The following is a 19,442-nucleotide window of genomic DNA, read 5'->3' on the forward strand; positions in this document are numbered from 1 at the left end:
TTTCTGCACCAACTTAAAATTGGTATTACCAATTACCTGCAAGAGTAGAAGAATAATAAATTATGGCTTATCAAAGGATTCGTCAGCCAAAGCTCTCTGATGTTATTGAACAAGAGTTAGAAAGGTTGATTGTGGAAGGAACATTGTCTCCGGGGCAGCAGTTGCCACCAGAGCGCGAACTGGCAAAACAGTTTGATGTTTCTCGTCCGTCGATCCGTGAGGCAATTCAACGCCTTGAAGCTAAGCGTCTTCTTACTCGCCGTCAGGGTGGTGGCACTTTTGTTAGTGAGAACATCTGGAAAAGTTTTTCCGATCCTCTGCTAAATTTATTGTCTAGTCACTCTGAAACTCAGCTGGATTTACTGGAAACGCGCCACGCGATGGAAGGTATTGCAGCTTACTTTGCAGCCGTTCGTGGTACCGAAGAAGATTTTGCTCGAATTCAAGCCTGCCTTGAACGAATCAGCCAAGCGCAATCCAATGATGACGTTGCAGCTGAATCGGCGGAAGTAATGCAGTTCTTAATTGCTTTAACGGAAGCGGCTCACAACGTAGTACTACTGCATATTGTGCGCAGCCTGGCACCTTTGCTTGAGCAAAATATTCTACAGAATTTTAAATTATTGCATCGCCGCCCTGAGGCGGTCGAGAAAGTAAGTAAACACCGAGCTAACATCGTGGATGCGATTGTATCTGGTCAGCCAGAAAAGGCGCGTGAGATGTCACATTCACACTTAGCTTATATTGAAGAAACATTGTTGGATTTGACCAGAGAAGAGTCTCGTCGTGAACGCTCTTTACGTCGAATGCAACAGGGCAATGACTCTTAAAGACGATTTGCTTGTTTTATAGATCCAACCAACAGAAGGATAGATCGCCATGTCTGATATGAAGCATGACGTAGATGCACTGGAAACTCAAGAATGGCTACAAGCACTTGAGTCAGTTGTACGTGAAGAAGGCGTAGAGCGTGCTCAGTTCCTACTTGAGCAAGTTCTAGATAAAGCACGTCTAGACGGTGTTGACATGCCAACTGGAATCACCACGAACTACATCAACACGATTCCAGCAGATCAAGAACCAGCTTACCCAGGTGACACAACACTTGAGCGTCGTATTCGTTCCATCATTCGCTGGAACGCAATCATGATTGTTCTACGTGCATCGAAGAAAGACCTAGAACTAGGCGGCCACATGGCGTCTTTCCAGTCTTCTGCTGCATTCTACGAAACATGTTTCAACCATTTCTTCCGTGCTCCAAACGAGAAGGATGGTGGCGACCTAGTTTACTACCAAGGTCACATTTCTCCAGGTATCTACTCTCGCGCATTCGTTGAAGGCCGTCTAACTGAAGAGCAGCTAGACAACTTCCGTCAAGAAGTAGATGGTAAAGGTATCCCATCATACCCGCACCCTAAACTAATGCCTGAATTCTGGCAGTTCCCAACCGTATCTATGGGTCTAGGTCCGATCTCTGCGATCTACCAAGCTCGTTTCCTTAAGTACCTTGAAGGCCGCGGCATGAAAGATACTTCTGAGCAGCGTGTTTACGCGTTCCTAGGCGACGGTGAGATGGATGAGCCAGAATCACGTGGTGCTATCTCTTTCGCTGCGCGTGAGAAGCTAGACAACCTATGTTTCCTAATCAACTGTAACCTACAGCGTCTAGACGGCCCTGTAATGGGTAACGGTAAGATCATTCAAGAACTTGAAGGTCTGTTCAAAGGTGCTGGCTGGAACGTAGTAAAAGTAATCTGGGGTAACAACTGGGATTCTCTACTAGCGAAAGACACCACTGGTAAGCTTCTACAGCTTATGAACGAAACAATCGATGGCGATTACCAAACGTTCAAAGCGAAAGACGGTGCATACGTACGTGAGCACTTCTTTGGTAAGTACCCAGAAACAGCTGCACTAGTTGCTGATATGACTGATGACGAAATCTTCGCACTTAAGCGTGGTGGTCACGAGTCTTCTAAGCTATACGCAGCATACAAAAACGCGGCAGACACTAAAGGCCGTCCAACGGTTATCCTAGCTAAGACTGTTAAAGGTTACGGCATGGGTGAAGCGGCTGAAGGTAAGAACATCGCGCACCAAGTTAAGAAGATGGACATGACTCACGTTCTACACCTACGTGATCGTCTAGGTCTACAAGATCTTCTAACTGACGAAGCAGTGAAAGAGCTTCCGTACCTGAAACTTGAAGAAGGTTCAAAAGAGTACGAATACCTACACGCTCGTCGTAAAGCACTACACGGTTACACGCCTCAGCGTCTACCGAACTTCACTCAAGAACTGATCGTTCCTGAACTAGAAGAATTCAAGCCTCTACTAGAAGAGCAGAAGCGTGACATCTCTTCTACTATGGCATTCGTACGTTCACTGAACGTTCTGCTTAAGAACAAGAACATTGGTAAGAACATCGTTCCTATCATTGCTGACGAAGCACGTACATTCGGTATGGAAGGTCTATTCCGTCAAATCGGTATTTACAACCCGCACGGCCAGACTTACACACCAGAAGACCGTGGCGTTGTTTCTTACTACAAAGAAGCGACTTCAGGTCAGGTTCTACAAGAAGGTATCAACGAGCTAGGTGCTATGTCTTCATGGGTTGCAGCAGCAACTTCATACTCGACAAACGACCTACCAATGATTCCGTTCTACATCTACTACTCTATGTTCGGTTTCCAACGTGTTGGCGACATGGCGTGGATGGCTGGTGACCAACAAGCACGTGGTTTCCTACTAGGTGCAACTGCTGGTCGTACTACACTGAACGGTGAAGGTCTGCAGCACGAAGATGGTCACTCGCACATCATGGCGGGTACAGTTCCTAACTGTATCTCTTACGATCCGACATTCGCTTACGAAGTAGCGGTAATCATGCAAGACGGTATCCGTCGCATGTACGGTGAGCAAGAGAACGTGTTCTACTACCTAACGCTAATGAACGAGAACTACGCAATGCCAGCAATGCCAGAAGGCGCTGAAGAAGGCATTCGTAAGGGTATCTACAAACTAGAAACTTACACTGGTTCTAAAGGTAAAGTTCAGCTCATGAGCTCTGGTACTATCATGAACGAAGTACGTAAAGCAGCTCAAATCCTTAGCGATGAGTACGGTGTTGCATCTGACGTTTACTCTGTAACGTCATTCAACGAAGTAACTCGCGACGGTCAAGCGGCAGAGCGTTACAACATGCTACACCCAGAAGCGGAAGCGCAAGTACCATACATCCAAACAGTAATGGGTACTGAGCCAGCTATCGCAGCAACTGACTACATGAAGAACTACGCAGAGCAGGTTCGTGCATTCATCCCTGCTGAATCTTTCAAAGTTCTTGGTACTGATGGCTTCGGTCGCTCAGACAGCCGTGAAAACCTACGTCGTCACTTCGAAGTGAACGCAGGTTACGTAGTAGTAGCAGCGCTAACTGAACTAGCGAAACGTGGCGAAGTTGAGAAATCTGTAATTGCTGAAGCAATTAAGAAATTCGACATCGACACTGAAAAAACAAACCCGCTATACGCTTAATTAAGAAGGTAGATAAGAAATGGCAATCGAAATTAATGTACCAGATATCGGTGCGGATGAGGTTGAAGTTACTGAGATTCTTGTAAGCGTTGGCGACAAGGTTGAAGAAGAGCAGTCTCTGATCACTGTTGAAGGCGATAAAGCTTCTATGGAAGTTCCTGCTTCTCAAGCGGGTATCGTTAAAGAAATCAAAGTTGCAGAAGGCGACAAGGTTTCTACTGGTTCTCTAATCATGATTTTCGAAGCCGAGGGTGCAGCTGAAGCTGCACCTGCTCCTGCGGCGGAAGCAGCTCCAGCAGCAGCTCCAGCTCCAGCAGCAGCGGCAGAACTGAAAGAAGTTCACGTACCAGATATCGGTGGTGACGAAGTTGAAGTTACTGAAATCATGGTAGCAATCGGCGACAGCATCGAAGAAGAGCAATCTCTGATCACTGTAGAAGGCGACAAAGCTTCTATGGAAGTTCCTGCTCCATTCGCAGGTACGCTTAAAGAGATCAAAGTAGCAGCAGGCGATAAAGTATCGACTGGCTCTCTAATCATGGTATTCGAAGTAGCAGGTTCAGGTGCTCCAGCAGCAGCTCCTGCGGCAGTAGAAGCACCAGCGGCAGCTGCTCCAGCAGCATCTGCAGCGAAAGAAGTTAACGTTCCAGATATCGGTGGCGACGAAGTAGAAGTTACTGAAATCATGGTTGCAGTTGGCGATACAGTGGAAGAAGAGCAATCTCTAATCACTGTAGAAGGCGACAAAGCTTCTATGGAAGTTCCTGCACCATTCGCTGGTACTGTTAAAGAAATCAAGATTGCAGCTGGCGACAAAGTGTCTACTGGCTCATTAATCATGGTATTCGAAGTGGCGGGCGCAGCTCCAGCTCCTGCAGCGGCTCCAGCTCAAGCGGCAGCACCTGCAGCAGCGGCTCCTAAAGCAGAAGCTCCAGCGGCGGCAGCTCCAGCAGCGACAGGCGATTTCAAAGAGAACGACGAGTACGCTCACGCGTCTCCAGTTGTTCGTCGTCTAGCTCGTGAGTTCGGCGTAAACCTTTCTAAGGTTAAAGGTTCTGGTCGTAAGAGCCGTATCCTGAAAGAAGACGTTCAGAACTACGTGAAAGAAGCGCTTAAGCGTCTTGAGTCTGGTGCTGCAGCATCTGGCAAAGGCGACGGTGCAGCTCTTGGTCTACTACCATGGCCAAAAGTGGACTTCAGCAAGTTCGGTGAGACAGAAGTTCAACCTCTATCTCGCATTAAGAAGATCTCTGGTGCTAACCTACACCGTAACTGGGTAATGATCCCGCACGTTACACAGTGGGATAACGCAGACATCACGGCTCTTGAAGCATTCCGTAAAGAGCAAAACGCGATTGAAGCGAAGAAAGACACTGGCATGAAGATCACTCCACTAGTGTTCATCATGAAAGCAGTTGCTAAAGCACTTGAAGCGTTCCCTGCGTTCAACTCTTCTCTATCAGAAGACGGTGAGAGCCTAATCCTGAAGAAATACGTGAACGTTGGTATCGCAGTAGATACACCAAACGGTCTGGTTGTTCCTGTATTTAAAGACGTGAACAAGAAAGGCATCTACGAGCTATCTGAAGAGCTAATGGCTGTTTCTAAGAAAGCTCGTGCTGGTAAGCTAACTGCGGCTGACATGCAAGGTGGCTGTTTCACTATCTCTAGCCTTGGCGGCATCGGTGGTACTGCGTTTACTCCAATCGTGAACGCGCCAGAAGTGGGTATCCTAGGTGTATCTAAGTCAGAGATGAAACCGGTATGGAACGGTAAAGAGTTCGAACCGCGTCTACAACTTCCACTGTCTCTATCATACGACCACCGTGTGATCGATGGTGCGGAAGGTGCGCGTTTCATCACTTACCTAAACTCATGTCTATCTGACATTCGTCGTCTAGTTCTTTAATAGAAGTTAGATGTATGAGAGGCGGCAATTTAGCCGCCTCTGCTAATAATAATTACTGAACAATTTGGTTATCGCCCTTATTCACTATGGGGTTTTCACAATCGAATTGTTGTCTAGCTCACAGGCTAAATTGATTTACTTTTCACGCCATTAACATCTCTGTAAACTGTTAGCGGTCTGAAAGTCACTGTTTAAAAAATCTTACTTAAACAAAAAGAATCAAAAATCACTCAGCCTGTTAGGGATAATGACTACAAGAGGTCAAAATGAGCAAAGAAATTAAAGCCCAAGTTGTTGTACTTGGTTCTGGTCCTGCTGGTTACTCTGCAGCATTCCGTTGTGCGGATTTAGGTCTTGAAACTGTACTAGTTGAACGTTACAGCACTCTTGGCGGTGTGTGTCTGAACGTGGGTTGTATCCCATCTAAAGCACTTCTTCACGTTTCTAAAGTAATTGAAGAAGCAAAAGCAATGGCTGATCACGGCGTTGTATTTGGTGAACCGCAAACTGACATCAACAAAATCCGCATCTGGAAAGAAAAAGTTGTTAACCAACTTACTGGCGGCCTAGGTGGCATGGCTAAGATGCGTAACGTAACTGTAGTTAACGGTTACGGTAAGTTTACTGGTCCTAACTCTATCCTTGTAGAAGGTGAAGGCGAGTCAACTGTTGTTAACTTCGACAACGCAATCGTTGCTGCTGGTTCTCGTCCAATCAAACTGCCATTTATCCCGCATGAAGACCCACGTATTTGGGATTCTACTGACGCTCTTGAACTAAAAGAAGTGCCAGAAAAACTACTTATCATGGGTGGTGGTATCATCGGTCTGGAAATGGGTACGGTTTACCACTCTCTAGGTTCTAAAGTTGAAGTTGTTGAGATGTTTGATCAGGTAATCCCTGCAGCAGACAAAGATATCGTTAAGGTTTACACCAAGCGTATCAAAGACAAGTTCAAGCTAATGCTAGAAACGAAAGTAACAGCAGTTGAAGCGAAAGAAGACGGTATCTACGTTTCAATGGAAGGTAAGAAAGCACCTGCTGAAGCAGAGCGCTACGATGCTGTTCTTGTTGCTATCGGTCGTGTACCAAACGGCAAACTGATCGACGGTGAAAAAGCGGGTCTAGAAATCGACGAGCGCGGCTTCATCAACGTTGATAAGCAAATGCGTACTAACGTTCCTCACATCTTCGCGATCGGTGATATCGTTGGTCAACCAATGCTTGCTCACAAAGGTGTGCATGAAGGTCACGTAGCTGCTGAAGTTATCTCTGGTAAGAAGCACTACTTTGACCCTAAAGTTATCCCTTCAATCGCGTACACTGAGCCAGAAGTGGCTTGGGTTGGTAAGACTGAGAAAGAAGCGAAAGACGAAGGCATCAAGTACGAAGTGGCAACATTCCCATGGGCTGCATCAGGTCGTGCGATCGCATCTGACTGTTCAGACGGTATGACTAAGCTAATCTTCGACAAAGAAACTCACCGCGTAATCGGTGGTGCTATCGTTGGTACTAACGGTGGTGAACTACTTGGCGAAATCGGTCTTGCGATCGAGATGGGTTGTGATGCAGAAGATATCGCTCTGACTATCCACGCTCACCCAACTCTACACGAGTCTGTTGGTCTAGCTGCTGAAGTATTTGAAGGTTCTATCACTGACCTTCCAAACAAAAAAGCAGTTAAGAAGAAGTAAGTTTCTTTACTGATTAAATAATAAAAACCGCTGAACATTCAGCGGTTTTTTGTTTTTAAAAGCTAAGTTTCAAATACAAAAAAGCCAGGCAGAAGCCAGGCTTTATGATTTTTGGTGTAGACCTTACTGATTGCGATCGTAAATACAAAGCATATCAAGGTATGAACTTACGAGGTTTTTCAGCCCATCTTCACCCTTAAAACGGTTTGCTTGTACAAACAGTGAGTAGCAAATGCCGTGGAACAAGTTAGTCAAATGTTCTGGTTGATGCGTGTTACAGATTTCACCACGCTCAATTGCTTTGATAAACATGTTCTGTACCAACAGCTGGTTGGTGCGGTTGGTTGACACGAATAGTGGCCAAACTTCGTCGCGTGTCGATGCGCTCCACTCAAACCATACTTTCAGCCAGTGGCAATCTTGATTGACTAGCTCAATCATTGCGCTGGTGATATTCGCAATATTGTCACGAGCGTGTAGGTCTAGATCGATGTTATCTGAAAGGAAGTTCGAGAACTGACGTACAACGTGGTTCAGCACTTCATCAACGAGATCTTCGCGAGTTGGGAAGTAGTTAAAAACGGTAGCAACAGAAACCTGCGCGATTTCAGCGATATCCGCATGACCACCACGGCCAATACCGCGACGCGCAAATACTTCCAACGCGATTTCCATGAGTTGTTGTTTACGCTTAATAGGGGAAAGCCTAGTACGGGCTCTCTTTGCAATTGAGTCCATTATATTTACCTTGCCATTTTCGTTGAATGGGGGGAAAACCCCCTAATTGATTATTTTAATAATTGCTTAAAGCAAGTGATGAGTGTAATGGTGCATATACTCAAGGTCAACATTTGTTGTGTAATTTGTAGACAGTAATGCCCTGATTGTTGATGCTTTTCGTCATAATATGGCGAAAATACGGTTACGCTCCCAAGAAAATCGGGAAAGGGTTGTGGCTTTCAACACAATGAACGTGGTGATACACTACGCGCCGTAAGATTAGGTGATCGTTTGCGCGCGATTGACCTTAACCCACCAAATAAATTGAGCAGAGTATGAAACATACAGTAGAAGTCATGATTTCTGAGGAAGTCGTTCAGGATCGAGTTCGTGAAATAGGCAAGCAAATTACTGAGCGTTACCAAGGTAGCGAAGATCTGGTTTTGGTTGGCTTATTGCGTGGTTCATTTGTTTTTATGGCCGACTTAGCCCGTGCCATTGACCTGACTCATCAAGTCGATTTCATGACGGCTTCAAGCTACGGCAATACGATGGAAAGTTCACGTGATGTTCGTATCCTGAAAGATCTGGATGACGATATCAAAGGCAAAGATGTGTTGCTTGTTGAAGACATTATCGATACCGGTAATACGCTGAACAAGATTCGTGAGATCCTGTCGCTGCGTGAGCCAAAATCTATCGCAATCTGTACCTTGTTGGATAAACCATCTCGCCGTGAAGTGAACGTGCCAGTTGACTGGATTGGCTTTGAAATTCCGGATGAGTTTGTGGTTGGTGTAGGTATTGATTACGCTCAGAAATACCGCCACTTACCATTTATCGGTAAAGTTGTGCCTCAAGAATAAGCACAAGTCCATTATCGGATTATAAAAAATCAGATAGAAAAAACGCCCATTTCGAAATGGGCGTTTTTTGTTTAATCAACTTGTCGTATTAACGACACAGCAGCTTGTTCTCGGAGTTTAAAATCGTCGACAAGGCTGTTTTGTACGACTCTTCAACGGTTTCTTTAGAGTTAGAGCGAATACCCAGATACTCTAAACGGCCGTCTTCAATACCATAAACAAAGCCGTGAATCTCAACGTCTTGTCCGCGCTCCCATGCATTTTGCATGATGGTTGAATTACCCAAGTTATAAACTTGTTCGGCAACGTTAAGTTCACCTAGTTTATCGGCACGATCTTCCAGAGGCATTTGATCCAGATAGGTGCGATGCTTGAAGTAAATATCACGAATGTGCAATAACCAGTTATTGATCAAACCGAGTTGCGGATTATCAATCGCAGCGTTAACACCGCCACAACCGTAGTGACCACATACGATAATGTGTTTTACTTTGAGAACGTCAACGGCATATTGAACAACAGAAAGGCAGTTTAGGTCTGTGTGGATGACTTGGTTTGCAACATTACGGTGAACAAATAACTCTCCTGAGTAAAGGCCGGTTAATCGTTCTGCTGGTACGCGGCTGTCTGAACAACCAATCCAAAGAAAATCGGGTTTCTGGCCCTCTGCGAGCTTAGCGAAATATTCAGGGCGATCAGACTTAATCTCTTCTGACCATTTTGAATTATTCTCAAATAATTGTTTAATTTCCGGCATCTTGCAAATAACTTCCCTTAAATGACAAAAGCACTGATAGCTAAGCTGTTCAAATATAGCAAGCGATCAGAATTTCAACTATACACAATGTTACAATTTCGATCCCGTTAAATATTCGTCAGACAGGACTCATCTGACGTGTTCTTACCAATAAATTCGTACAATTGAGCTCGTTTATTTATCTCCCTTCAAAGCCCATGAAATTGTTATGGTTTAAGGGAGAATGTCACTGGTTACAGTGATGAGTTTGGTTTGATATTAATGCAAGGGAATTAAGTGTTGTTCGGGAATCGATTTGAGGATATCAATTTCAAAGGGGACATCTTTGGTGGTGTCACTACGGCAATTATCTCGCTGCCTTTGGCTTTAGCATTTGGTGTCGCCTCAGGAGCTGGCGCAGAAGCTGGTTTATGGGGTGCGATCATGGTGGGTTTGTTTGCTTCTCTGTTTGGTGGCTCTAATACGCTGATATCAGAACCGACCGGGCCGATGACCGTCATTATGACCGCTGTATTGACGAGCATGATGGTGAAATATCCGGAAACAGGGATGGCGATGACGTTTACCGTCGTCATGATGGCTGGTGCATTTCAGATTTTGCTAGGGACACTTAAGCTGGGTAAATACGTTACCTTAATGCCTTACAGTGTGATTTCCGGCTTTATGTCTGGCATTGGTGTCATACTGATTATCCTGCAATTATCTCCTCTGCTGGGACACGCAGCGCCTTCAGGTGGGGTGCTAGGGACACTATCCGCATTACCAGAAACTATTTCTAACCTGAAGTTTAGTGAGCTGTTCTTAGGCTTGCTGACGCTAGGTATTCTGTTTTTCTTCCCGAAACAATATCGCAAGTATGTCCCTGCTCAGCTGGTGGCACTGGTTGCTGTAACCTTATTGTCGGTGATGCTGTTTGATACGGATGACATTCGCCGTATTGGTGAAATCCCAGCAGGCCTGCCTTCGTTGGTGGCGCCACACATTAATCCAGACATGTTTGTTGAGATGGTTATCGATGCGCTGGTCCTAGGTACCCTTGGCTGCATCGATACACTACTGACGGCGGTTATCGGTGACTCGCTTACGCGTAAAGAACATGATTCTGATAAAGAACTGCGTGGTCAGGGCTTAGCGAATATGATTTCCGGATTGTTTGGTGCGCTACCGGGAGCGGGGGCGACGATGGGAACCGTGACCAACATTCAGGTTGGTGCGCGCTCACCGTTATCTGGTGTGGTACGTGCGCTGATGCTGGCATTAGTCGTGTTGGTTGCTGGCGGACTGACCGAGCCAATTCCAATGGCGGTACTGGCTGGTATCGCGGTGTATGTCGGATTTAATATTCTCGACTGGAGCTTTATTCAACGTGCTCACAAGGTCAGTTTTTCGGGCATGGCGGTGATGTACGGGGTGATGCTACTGACCGTTTTCGTCGATCTGATTGTTGCGGTCGGGCTTGGGGTGTTTATCTCCAACATCATTATTATCGAACGCCTGAGCCGTGAGCAGGCGCGCCAAGTTAAAGCCATTAGTGATGCCGATGAAGATGATGTGCCTCTAACAGACAGTGAAAGAGGACTATTGGATCGAGCCAACGGCACGGTTCTGTTCTTCTACCTTTCCGGGCCAATGATCTTTAGCGTATCAAAAGCGATTTCTCGTCAGCACTCAAGTATTGCCGATTATGAAGTGATGATTCTGGATCTTACGGATGTACCAATGATTGATGTGACCGTGGGGTTAGCACTGGAAAACGCGATAAAAGATGCGCTGGATGCGAATTGTGAAGTGTATCTGTTGTGCCCAAATCAACGTACACGTGAACAACTAGAAAAGTTCCACGTGATTGATCTGGTTCCGGCTGCCAACATTTATCGATTCCGCTATGAAGCTTTGAACGCCGCAGTTGCGCATGTTGAGGAAGCACAATACCAACGCATTACTGCGTAATTCACCCAGTTTCTATTTTCAGCTCTGCCAAGCCTTTTGGCAGAGCTCGTTATCTCACTGCCTGTTCCAGACACTCATTTCACTCTGTTATCGACTCTCCAACGCTCAGGAAACCATAGGTTTACTGTGGATTAAGCGTCCAAGTTTATCGAAAGGTTTAATTGTAATCATCGTTATTCAACGATAAACTAATAATCCTTCACTGCAATACCGAAAGATGTTTCTGGGGCATCGGCTCTTAATCGTTCAAATACTCTCACTTGGTATCAGCAATCACGAATTACAACAGACGGCAATCAACTACGCTATGTACGCATTAGAAATCGAACAGCTACGTAAAACGTACGCAGGCGGCTTTGAGGCGTTAAAAGGCATCAGTCTACAAGTTAAACAAGGTGACTTTTACGCGCTTCTCGGCCCAAACGGGGCAGGGAAATCAACCACAATCGGTATTATCGCTTCGCTTGTCAACAAAACTTCTGGAACCACCAAAGTTTTTGGTTATGACATCGACACCGACCTTGAATTAGCGAAACAAAATTTAGGTCTGGTTCCTCAGGAGTTCAACTTCAACCAATTTGAATCGGTTGAGCAAATCGTTATTCAACAAGCAGGGTATTACGGCGTACCAAAAGCGGTTGCAAAAGAGCGTGCACAGAAATACCTGACTCAACTTGACCTTTGGGATAAACGTTCAGAGGCTGCTCGTAATCTATCAGGTGGTATGAAGCGTCGACTCATGATAGCCCGAGCGCTAATGCATGAACCAAAATTGCTGATTCTGGATGAGCCAACCGCTGGCGTGGATATCGAATTGCGCCGTTCAATGTGGGAATTCCTTAAAAAGATTAACGCTCAAGGTATCACGATTATTCTGACCACTCACTACCTTGAAGAAGCAGAAATGCTTTGTCGCAACATAGGTATTATTAATCGTGGAGAGCTGATTGAGAACACCACTATGAAAGGCTTGTTGTCTAAACTGCAAGTCGAGACGTTTGTCCTGGACGTTGAGAATGAAAGCTGTCTTCAGCCTCTTGATGGCGTCATTTCTCAAACATTGAGAGAAGGCTCTCTAGAAATTGAGCTTGAGAAGTCGGAAGGCTTGAACCATGTGTTTACTCAGTTAACTGAGCAAGGCGTAAGAGTACTGTCGATGCGTAATAAGGCTAACCGCTTGGAAGAGTTGTTTGTCCGTATTGTTCGCGAGCAGAGTTAAGGAAACGGTATGTATCATATTTATTGGACAGCTTTTGTCAGTTTGCTGGGTAAAGAGATCAATCGCTTTACGCGTATTTGGGTACAAACCTTAGTCCCGCCAGTAATTACCATGTGCTTATATTTCATCATCTTTGGTAATCTTATTGGCTCGCGTATCGGTCAGATGAACGGATTTAGCTATATGGAATACATTGTTCCTGGCTTAATCATGATGTCGGTCATTACCAACTCATATTCAAACGTTGCTTCGTCATTTTTCAGTGCAAAAATGCAAAAAAATATCGAAGAATTGCTTGTGGCTCCGGTTCCTAACTATGTCATTATTGCAGGTTATGTCATGGGTGGAGTTACCCGAGGCTTGTTGGTTGGCACCTTTGTCACTTTCGTATCGCTATTCTTTGTTGATTTGAATGTGGATCACTGGGGAATTATATTCCTGACCGTATTTATGACTTCGGTTGTTTTTGCGTTAGGTGGATTAATCAACGCTGTATTTGCTAAGACGTTTGATGATATTTCTATTGTCCCTACGTTTGTCCTGACGCCATTAACCTACTTAGGCGGGGTTTTCTATTCGATCAGTCTGCTACCAGAATTTTGGCAAGGGGTATCGAAAATCAATCCGATCGTCTATATGGTCAACGCATTCCGTTATGGATTTTTAGGCGTATCGGATGTGGGCATCGTGACATCGTTTAGTGTACTAGGGGTTTTTGTTGTATTGCTGTATGCCGTGGCGCATTACTTAGTGACCAAAGGTAAAGGTTTACGCACCTAAACTTTACCGATGAAGTGACAACAAAAAAGGTCGACTCGAAGTCGACCTTTTGTTTTTACTTTTGCTTGCTAGGCATCATTTGACTTGCCATCGCTTGATTCTGAATTATCTTTAGCTTCAATAACCATATCGACGGTTTGATTGTCGATCAGGCGAACATTACCTAAAAATGCTGACATCAGAATAACGGCTTGTGTTGTGTCTGCCGTGATCACATCTAAGGTGCGAGCATCACGGATAAATATTTCATCCGGATGTAACCCAGCCGCTCTGAGCTGATCACTTGCATCTTCAATGATTGAAGCGTAATCATCACGCCCGCCACGCATTGCACTGCTAATCCAACGCATGGTACGTGCAAGCACTGGAGCACGCTGACGTTGATCAAGCGTAAGTAGACCATTGCGAGAGCTCATCGCAAGCCCGTCCATTTCACGAACAGTCGGTACGCCTACGATTTCAATATCCATTGCCAGGTCATCAACCATCTTGCGAATAACAGCAAGTTGCTGGAAGTCTTTTTCGCCAAAACAAGCCAGATCTGGTTGGACAATATTAAATAACTTATTGACGATAGTCGTCACGCCGCGGAAGTGACCCGGACGAGAGGCACCTTCTAAAGTGGTCGAAAGACCAGGTACATCGACAAAAGTCTGCTTATCTAAACCTTCAGGGTAGATAATCTCCGGTGTTGGAGTGAACACTAGCTCAACCCCTTCAGCGGAGAGCTTGCTGAGGTCTTCATCCAATGTTCGCGGGTAGTTACTTAAATCGTCGGCACGTTCAAACTGCATCGGGTTAACAAAGATGCTTACGACAACCACATCAGCGTATTCGCGAGCTTTACGAACAAGTGTTAAATGACCGTCATGAAGATTGCCCATGGTTGGGACAAACGCGATTTTACGTCCTTCACGCTTATAGGTTTTTACCTGTTCACGAACCGCTGAAATTTCCGCAAAAGTTTGCATTCACTTATCCTCTAAGCAATGGTATGTGCATCGTCTGGGAATACACCGTTTGCAACATCTTCCATGTATTTTGCAACGGCTTTGCGCATATCACCTGTTTCTGCAAGAAAGTTTTTGGAGAATTTAGGCATGTAGTTGGCAGAAATACCAAACATATCATGCATGACAAGAATTTGACCGTCAGTCGCATTACCGGCACCGATACCGATGACTGGTACGTCAAGCAACTGAGTGATGCGTTCTGCTAAAGCTGCAGGAACACATTCTAGTAGGATAATTTGAGCACCCGCTTCTTGAAGCGCCAGTGCGTCTTTGACCATGCGATCGGCGTTTTCCTGCTCGCGACCTTGTACTTTATAGCCACCAAAGATGTTTACAGACTGAGGCGTCAGACCCAGGTGAGCACAGACAGGAACCGCACGTTCAGTAAGCATTTTAACGGTATCAACTAACCAATCACCGCCTTCGATCTTCACCATGTTTGCGCCAGCACGCATGATTTTTGCTGCATTTTCGCAGGCTTGCTCTGGCGTTGCGTAGCTCATGAATGGCATATCAGACATCAGCAAACAGTTTGGGCTACCAGCACGAACGCAGCGAGTGTGGTATACGATATCTTCTACGGTAACTGGAAGCGTATCGTTTTCGCCCTGAAGCACCATGCCTAGTGAGTCACCCACTAGTAGAACTGGCATTTCCTGGCTTTCAAAAAGTTGGGCAAAACTTGCATCGTAAGCTGTTGAAGTAGCAAATTTACGACCTTCTTGTTTGCACTTAATAAGGTCGTTAATGGTCATTTTTTTCATTGTTTTATCCTTACTAGGAGTTGGCTATGACTGCCAAATATTGAGGCCGTTTCTATCTACTTGATTCAGTAGTGAAGAGACCTCGGTCCCATCAGGGAGTTGTAAACTTGGTGCAATTTCCGCAAGAGGGTAGAGCACGAACTCGCGCTCTTTCATTCCGTAGTGAGGAATGGTCAGTCTTTCGGAATTAATCACCTCATTGCCGTAAAGCACAATGTCGAGATCCAACGTTCTTGGCCCCCAACGTTCATCTTTACGGACACGCCCTTGCACTTGCTCGATAGCTTGGGTGCAATCAAGCAGTTGCAAAGGCGTCAAATTGGTTTGAATCGCCACGACCGCATTAATGTAATCCGGCTGATTTTGTGGCCCCATAGGCGTGCTGCTGTAAAGCTGTGAAGCCTTAACAAATTTTGATTCAGGTAGTGTTTTTAGCGCTTCGATCGCTTGTTTTGCTTGGCTGACAGGATCAGCCAAGTTGCTGCCTACCGCAATGTACGCTGTGATCATGACTTCGGCTTACTCTTTTTCTTGCGATAGGTTTTACGGCGACGCTGGCCTTTCGGCGCTTGGTCGTCGAGATCACCAGCCATTGCCTGGCGCATTTCTCGGCCTGCATTTTGGAAAGTTTCCCACCACTTGGCAAGCTTCTCTGTCTCTCCGCCTTCAATTTCGCCACGCATTTCAAGAAAGTCGTAGCCCGCGCGGAACTTGTTTAATTCCATAAGGCGTGAGGCGCGCTTACCATTGCGTCGTGGCAGGCGTAATTGCAGCTGCCAAATCTCGCGAATAGTCGCAGTGTGACGTCGCGGGATCGCAATTGTGCGAACCTGCTCATCAAGGATGATGTTACTGGCTTCCATGATGGCATCGTAGTAACCAAGATGGCGTTGTTCCATCAGTTTCTCGGCAACGGCACACAGTGGATACCACAGCATCGCTGCGAACATAAATGCAGGGTTGATGCGTTTGCCTTCTTCGATTCGCATATCTGTAGAATCGAGGACCAAATCGAGCATCTGTTCGGTGTGTGATGAGTAGTCTTCAGTGAAGTGCTCGGAAATCGTCGGGAAAAGCTGTTGGAATAAGTTGTATTCGCGCAGCAGGTGATAGGTTTCTAAACCTTGACCAGACTGTAACAGCTTTAAAGATTCTTCGAAAAGACGTGCAGATGGTATGTCACGCAATAGCGTCGACATTTCTTCGATTGGCGCTGCGGTGTCTTCTTCAATATCAAAGTCGAGCTTAACGGCGAAACGAATCGCACGCAGCATGCGTACCGGATCTTCACGGTAGCGAGTTTCTGGATCACCAATCAGGCGAATCAGACGATCTTCTAAGTCCTCGATACCACGAGCATAATCGTGAATCGAGTAATCTGCGATGTTGTAGTACATCGAGTTGATCGTGAAATCGCGACGTTCAGCATCTTCATCGATGGTGCCGTACACGTTGTCGCGTAACAGCATGCCTTCTTTTGATTGCTGAGAAATACTTTTGTTTTTCTGTTCTTGATGGTGACCACGGAAGGTCGCGACTTCAATGATGTCTCGGCCAAACATGATGTGAGCCAAGCGGAAACGACGCCCAATCAAGCGGCAGTTTCTGAATAGCTGTTTTATTTGCTCTGGTGTTGCATTGGTCGCAATATCAAAGTCTTTTGGTCTCTGTCCAAGCAGTAAATCTCGAACCCCGCCACCCACAAGAAAAGCATCGAAACCAGCACCATTAAGGCGGTACAGTACCTTCAGTGCATTGTCACTGATCTGCTTACGCGAAATGTTGTGCTCTTCACGAGTTATTACATTGAGAGCGAGCTCTGGGATTGTGGCAGGTTCGCTTGGTGTATAGTCGTTTGTATTCATGTGCATCTGGCAATAACTGGGTTTAATCCAATTTTGCTTTGGTTAGTTTTGGTGCCCTCGGGCAGATTTGCGGCTAATGATAGCACTACACAGCGCCATTTGAGAATCATGCTGTGATTTCGATCTCTGTTGGTAGCTGTTCTAACTGCCAGTTTTCGCTGCCCCAGCGAAGGATATTCGTAATATCTGAGGCGCGTATTTCTTCTGGTATATCAAAGCCTAAAAACGTCATCGCTTTTAGTAGTGCTGGCTTCGGATTGTCAATATCAATAGCCGTCGCGTGATTTTGTTTCGACAGTTTATTGCCGTTATCATCTATCGCCAATGGTAAGTGCAAGTAACTGACTTCAGATTGCCCCAGAATTTGGTACAAGCTGATTTGGCGCCCAGTCGGTTCGATTAAATCTGCGCCACGAACAACTTCAGTGACCCCTTGGTCGATATCATCCAATACTACCGCAAGATTATAAGCAAATAAGCCATCTCGACGTTTAATAATGAAATCTTCATTAACCAGTTGTTCTGGAATCTGAATAGTTCCATGTTTCAGGTCGAAGAAACTGGCGATAGGTTTGGTCATTTTTAGGCGTATTGCGCCTTCTTTCAAGTTTTTATCTCGGCAAGTACCCGGATAAAACCCACCATGTTGCTTAATTTGCTTGCGTGTACACTGGCAATAATACGCGTCACCATTTTCTAGCCAAGTATCTATTTGAGCCTGGTAGAGATGATGACGCTGACTCTGGTAAACCACCTCGCCATCCCAATGTAATTGGTAAGCTTGCAGTGCTTCCAGAATGGCTTGTGTTGCGCCGGGCATTTCCCTTGGAGGATCGAGGTCTTCTATGCGAACTAACCATGATCCATGGTTAGCTTTTGCCTGAAAATAACTGCCAAGGGCGGCTACCAGTGAGCCAAAATGCAGTGGCCCTGAAGGAGATGGGGCGAATCGGCCAACATAGCTTGTCATGTGTGTGAATCTCGAACAGATAAGCCAAAACAAAAAGGGAGCCAGAGCTCCCTTCCATAATCAAAATGCGTGGTGATTAGCCTTGCATCTGCTTTTCTTTGATTTCTGCAAGTGTTTTACAGTCGATACAAAGATCGGCAGTTGGGCGTGCTTCAAGACGGCGAATGCCGATCTCTACGCCACAAGACTCACAAAAGCCGAAGTCATCTTCTTCGATTTTGTCTAACGTCTTTTCAATCTTCTTGATCAAACGGCGCTCACGATCACGATTACGCAGTTCTAGGCTGAACTCTTCCTCTTGAGAGGCGCGGTCCACTGGATCAGGGAAGTTTGCTGCTTCATCCTGCATATGGTGAACAGTACGGTCCACTTCAGATCTTAGCTGATCACGCCAAGCCGTTAGGATTTTCGTAAAGTGTTCAACCTGCTCTGGTGACATGTATTCTTCACCAGGCTTTTCCTGATATGGCTCCACGCCTGCAATGGCTAGGATGCCAATCGTTTTTTTCTTTGATTCTGGCATACAGCATCTCCTACTTACACCTAGTCAACTGCTTCGCAGTCTATTTAAGGCGGGTATCTATAGCAAAAAGAGGCGGTGCAGGCAAATACTGATTTGCAATCTTATCGTCAATGTGAAGATAACATCATTTTTTCTCTAAATTGATGAAATCAACAGCGGAAATTAGCGATATGTCAGTACTGCTTAGTTCAGCTTTATAGCAGAGAACTTCGACTCCAGCGTCTTGTGCTTGTTTGAGTAATTGTGAATATTTTGCGTCTATATGGTGTGCCGCAGATACTTTTTCAATACCCGAATGTAAAACAGTAAATAAAAGTATGGCTCTACTTCCATTTTGTGCCATTTCTGTGAGCTCTCTCAGATGCTTTTGTCCTCGAGTAGTGACTGCATCGGGGAAGTATCCTTGCCCATCCGAGTGAGTTTCATCAAGAAGAGTGACGCTTTTCACTTCTATATAACACTTTGGTTTATCACTTGCGCTGAGCAAGATATCAATTCGGCTATTTTCATTGCCATATTTCACTTCAGTTTGAAGTGTGTCATAACCGCAAAGTTCTGAAATGACGTTATTTTCAATCGCCTCAACCGCTAATTGGTTGGCACGCGCGGTATTGATACAAATTCGATGGCCGAGCTTGGTTTCACTGAGCTCCCAGCTATTAGGGTATTTACGCTTAGGGTTATCGGATGTCGAGTACCAAACTTTATTACCAGGTGTGGCACAGCCAGTCATTGCGCCTGTGTTGGCACAATGGATGGTGCGAATTTCACCGTTATCAAGCTCAATATCGGCAAGGAAGCGTTTATAGCGTTTAAGTAGAGTCGCTGACTCTAAAGCGGGTTCGAAATGCATTTTGCTTATTTAGACAGGA

The 19,442-nt window shown here is 45.5% G+C and carries 17 protein-coding genes; 8 read left to right on the forward strand and 9 right to left on the reverse strand.

Translation table 11 applies throughout. The features are described from left to right. Positions 1-62: 62 nt before the first annotated feature. The 4 genes from pdhR to lpdA all read left to right on the forward strand — a co-directional run bounded on the left by pdhR (position 63) and on the right by lpdA (position 7,143). Positions 63-830, forward strand: a complete 768-nt coding sequence (pdhR, locus tag V1U08_RS14975; protein WP_014232947.1) for a pyruvate dehydrogenase complex transcriptional repressor PdhR — start codon at positions 63-65, stop codon at positions 828-830. 49 nt (positions 831-879) lie between these two features. After that, on the forward strand, positions 880-3,540 hold the full coding sequence (gene aceE / locus V1U08_RS14980; protein ID WP_014232946.1) for a pyruvate dehydrogenase (acetyl-transferring), homodimeric type: 2,661 nt from the start codon (positions 880-882) through the stop codon (positions 3,538-3,540). A gap of 19 nt (positions 3,541-3,559) precedes the next feature. Further along, positions 3,560-5,449 carry a pyruvate dehydrogenase complex dihydrolipoyllysine-residue acetyltransferase gene (gene aceF, locus V1U08_RS14985; RefSeq protein ID WP_065297359.1) on the forward strand — a complete coding sequence of 630 codons (1,890 nt, stop codon included), beginning with the start codon at positions 3,560-3,562 and terminating at the stop codon, positions 5,447-5,449. A gap of 266 nt (positions 5,450-5,715) precedes the next feature. Continuing rightward, the gene (lpdA, locus tag V1U08_RS14990; RefSeq protein WP_014232944.1) at positions 5,716-7,143 is read left to right on the forward strand and encodes a dihydrolipoyl dehydrogenase; all 1,428 of its coding nucleotides are present in this window, start codon (positions 5,716-5,718) and stop codon (positions 7,141-7,143) included. Between the two features lie 123 nt (positions 7,144-7,266). On the opposite strand, the gene V1U08_RS14995 is transcribed toward lpdA, so the two are convergent. Continuing rightward, on the reverse strand, positions 7,267-7,881 hold the full coding sequence (locus V1U08_RS14995) for a LuxR/HapR/OpaR family quorum-sensing transcriptional regulator (protein WP_065300180.1): 615 nt from the start codon (positions 7,879-7,881) through the stop codon (positions 7,267-7,269). A 317-nt stretch (positions 7,882-8,198) separates the two neighbouring features. Here V1U08_RS14995 and hpt point away from each other — a divergent pair, with 317 nt between their 5' ends. Then, a complete protein-coding gene (hpt, locus tag V1U08_RS15000; protein WP_014232942.1) occupies positions 8,199-8,729 on the forward strand; it encodes a hypoxanthine phosphoribosyltransferase in 531 nt (176 codons plus the stop codon). Positions 8,730-8,817: 88 nt separating this feature from the next. Here hpt and can read toward each other — a convergent pair whose 3' ends face one another. After that, positions 8,818-9,486 carry a carbonate dehydratase gene (gene can / locus V1U08_RS15005; protein WP_014232941.1) on the reverse strand — a complete coding sequence of 223 codons (669 nt, stop codon included), beginning with the start codon at positions 9,484-9,486 and terminating at the stop codon, positions 8,818-8,820. A 279-nt stretch (positions 9,487-9,765) separates the two neighbouring features. Here can and V1U08_RS15010 point away from each other — a divergent pair, with 279 nt between their 5' ends. The 3 genes from V1U08_RS15010 to V1U08_RS15020 all read left to right on the forward strand — a co-directional run bounded on the left by V1U08_RS15010 (position 9,766) and on the right by V1U08_RS15020 (position 13,435). Continuing rightward, positions 9,766-11,436, forward strand: a complete 1,671-nt coding sequence (locus V1U08_RS15010; RefSeq protein ID WP_014232940.1) for a SulP family inorganic anion transporter — start codon at positions 9,766-9,768, stop codon at positions 11,434-11,436. Positions 11,437-11,743: 307 nt separating this feature from the next. Beyond that, the gene (locus V1U08_RS15015) at positions 11,744-12,655 is read left to right on the forward strand and encodes an ABC transporter ATP-binding protein (RefSeq protein ID WP_014232939.1); all 912 of its coding nucleotides are present in this window, start codon (positions 11,744-11,746) and stop codon (positions 12,653-12,655) included. 9 nt (positions 12,656-12,664) lie between these two features. Next, a complete protein-coding gene (locus V1U08_RS15020; RefSeq protein ID WP_014232938.1) occupies positions 12,665-13,435 on the forward strand; it encodes an ABC transporter permease in 771 nt (256 codons plus the stop codon). Between the two features lie 68 nt (positions 13,436-13,503). On the opposite strand, the gene panC is transcribed toward V1U08_RS15020, so the two are convergent. The 7 genes from panC to sfsA all read right to left on the reverse strand — a co-directional run bounded on the left by panC (position 13,504) and on the right by sfsA (position 19,423). After that, entirely contained in the window at positions 13,504-14,406 is a 903-nt protein-coding gene (panC, locus tag V1U08_RS15025; protein ID WP_268668701.1) for a pantoate--beta-alanine ligase, read from the reverse strand. Positions 14,407-14,417: 11 nt separating this feature from the next. After that, the gene (gene panB / locus V1U08_RS15030) at positions 14,418-15,212 is read right to left on the reverse strand and encodes a 3-methyl-2-oxobutanoate hydroxymethyltransferase (protein WP_020333937.1); all 795 of its coding nucleotides are present in this window, start codon (positions 15,210-15,212) and stop codon (positions 14,418-14,420) included. 24 nt (positions 15,213-15,236) lie between these two features. After that, positions 15,237-15,722, reverse strand: coding sequence for a 2-amino-4-hydroxy-6-hydroxymethyldihydropteridine diphosphokinase (gene folK, locus V1U08_RS15035; RefSeq protein ID WP_065297357.1), 486 nt, complete (start codon positions 15,720-15,722; stop codon positions 15,237-15,239). Next, positions 15,719-17,083: a polynucleotide adenylyltransferase PcnB gene (gene pcnB / locus V1U08_RS15040; RefSeq protein WP_065300178.1), complete on the reverse strand. Its 1,365-nt coding sequence runs from the start codon at positions 17,081-17,083 to the stop codon at positions 15,719-15,721. Before pcnB ends, folK begins: the two co-directional genes overlap by 4 nt. Positions 17,084-17,183: 100 nt before the next feature. Continuing rightward, positions 17,184-18,047: a tRNA glutamyl-Q(34) synthetase GluQRS gene (gluQRS, locus tag V1U08_RS15045; RefSeq protein ID WP_014232933.1), complete on the reverse strand. Its 864-nt coding sequence runs from the start codon at positions 18,045-18,047 to the stop codon at positions 17,184-17,186. Positions 18,048-18,123: 76 nt separating this feature from the next. Next, on the reverse strand, positions 18,124-18,570 hold the full coding sequence (dksA, locus tag V1U08_RS15050; protein WP_014232932.1) for an RNA polymerase-binding protein DksA: 447 nt from the start codon (positions 18,568-18,570) through the stop codon (positions 18,124-18,126). 124 nt (positions 18,571-18,694) lie between these two features. Continuing rightward, positions 18,695-19,423 (reverse strand): DNA/RNA nuclease SfsA, encoded by a 729-nt coding sequence (gene sfsA / locus V1U08_RS15055; protein WP_020333934.1) that lies wholly within the window; start codon positions 19,421-19,423, stop codon positions 18,695-18,697. Between the last annotated feature and the right edge of the window lie 19 nt (positions 19,424-19,442).

This window comes from Vibrio sp. YYF0003 (assembly GCF_036350715.1).
GTDB lineage: Bacteria > Pseudomonadota > Gammaproteobacteria > Enterobacterales > Vibrionaceae > Vibrio > Vibrio natriegens.

Coding starts and splice junctions, on each gene's coding strand:
- lpdA (WP_014232944.1), top strand. CDS start 5,716: ATGAGCAAAGAAATTAAAGCCCAAGTTGTTGTACTTGGTTCTGGTCCT.
- can (WP_014232941.1), bottom strand. CDS start 9,486: ATGCCGGAAATTAAACAATTATTTGAGAATAATTCAAAATGGTCAGAA.
- panC (WP_268668701.1), bottom strand. CDS start 14,406: ATGCAAACTTTTGCGGAAATTTCAGCGGTTCGTGAACAGGTAAAAACC.
- pdhR (WP_014232947.1), top strand. CDS start 63: ATGGCTTATCAAAGGATTCGTCAGCCAAAGCTCTCTGATGTTATTGAA.
- aceE (WP_014232946.1), top strand. CDS start 880: ATGTCTGATATGAAGCATGACGTAGATGCACTGGAAACTCAAGAATGG.
- V1U08_RS15020 (WP_014232938.1), top strand. CDS start 12,665: ATGTATCATATTTATTGGACAGCTTTTGTCAGTTTGCTGGGTAAAGAG.
- V1U08_RS15015 (WP_014232939.1), top strand. CDS start 11,744: ATGTACGCATTAGAAATCGAACAGCTACGTAAAACGTACGCAGGCGGC.
- gluQRS (WP_014232933.1), bottom strand. CDS start 18,047: ATGACAAGCTATGTTGGCCGATTCGCCCCATCTCCTTCAGGGCCACTG.
- pcnB (WP_065300178.1), bottom strand. CDS start 17,083: ATGCACATGAATACAAACGACTATACACCAAGCGAACCTGCCACAATC.
- hpt (WP_014232942.1), top strand. CDS start 8,199: ATGAAACATACAGTAGAAGTCATGATTTCTGAGGAAGTCGTTCAGGAT.
- aceF (WP_065297359.1), top strand. CDS start 3,560: ATGGCAATCGAAATTAATGTACCAGATATCGGTGCGGATGAGGTTGAA.
- folK (WP_065297357.1), bottom strand. CDS start 15,722: ATGATCACAGCGTACATTGCGGTAGGCAGCAACTTGGCTGATCCTGTC.
- V1U08_RS14995 (WP_065300180.1), bottom strand. CDS start 7,881: ATGGACTCAATTGCAAAGAGAGCCCGTACTAGGCTTTCCCCTATTAAG.
- dksA (WP_014232932.1), bottom strand. CDS start 18,570: ATGCCAGAATCAAAGAAAAAAACGATTGGCATCCTAGCCATTGCAGGC.
- sfsA (WP_020333934.1), bottom strand. CDS start 19,423: ATGCATTTCGAACCCGCTTTAGAGTCAGCGACTCTACTTAAACGCTAT.
- panB (WP_020333937.1), bottom strand. CDS start 15,212: ATGAAAAAAATGACCATTAACGACCTTATTAAGTGCAAACAAGAAGGT.